General features: G+C 76.3%; 1 protein-coding gene. It reads right to left on the bottom strand.

Annotated features, from left to right (window positions below; genetic code table 11):
- Positions 1-404: 404 nt before the first annotated feature.
- On the bottom strand, positions 405-603 hold a 199-nt coding region (locus tag GT354_RS54225), incomplete at its 5' end, for a hypothetical protein (protein WP_237535239.1).

The raw sequence follows: 603 nt of genomic DNA, 5'->3' as shown, positions 1-603 counted from the left end.
GACCGGCCACGCGGCCCGTCGGCCGGCCGGGTCCGGCCGGCCGCCCTCGTCGGCCGCACTCGGTGTGCTGTCATCCCCGGGAAGTTCGTCGACACCCCGGCATCTCGGCGACCCCGCCGAGCCCGCCGAGCCCGCCGAGCCGCGACCACCGTCACACCGGCCGATCGGACCCACACGCGCAACGACGTCCGCCGTACCGTCGGTTCGCGGAGGGCGCCCCGCCCGGTGATCGGGTGGCCACCGAGCCCGCCCATGGCGTCGGGATCCAAGCCCACGGGCAGGCCCGCTGGCCGCAGCCGCGGTCGAGGTGGTCGATCACGTGGGCGCTGTCCGGGTCGGCGGCGGAGTGCGGGACGGGTTCGCCGTCCGGGGCGAGGGTGCGCTCGCCCGCGAACGACAGCGCCTCACGGCGTATGCGGGATGGGCGACGGGGTCGTTGGTTCGAGTGACTCGATCGCGGTTCCGTCGCTGCGGGGGTCGGCGGCGGCGTGGAGGGAGCCGTCGGGTGCTGCTCGGACCAGTTGGCCGTGGCCGACCTGCTCGTCGAGTGTTCCGCCGATCCGAAGGCGCAGGCCGGCGGCCCGGAGGGAGTCGGTCGCGGTG

This window comes from Streptomyces sp. SID3343 (assembly GCF_009865215.1).
Classification (GTDB): Bacteria; Actinomycetota; Actinomycetes; order Streptomycetales; family Streptomycetaceae; genus Embleya.
Note: the sequence above shows the minus strand (reverse complement) of the source record. Positions and strands in the feature narration are given on the sequence as shown.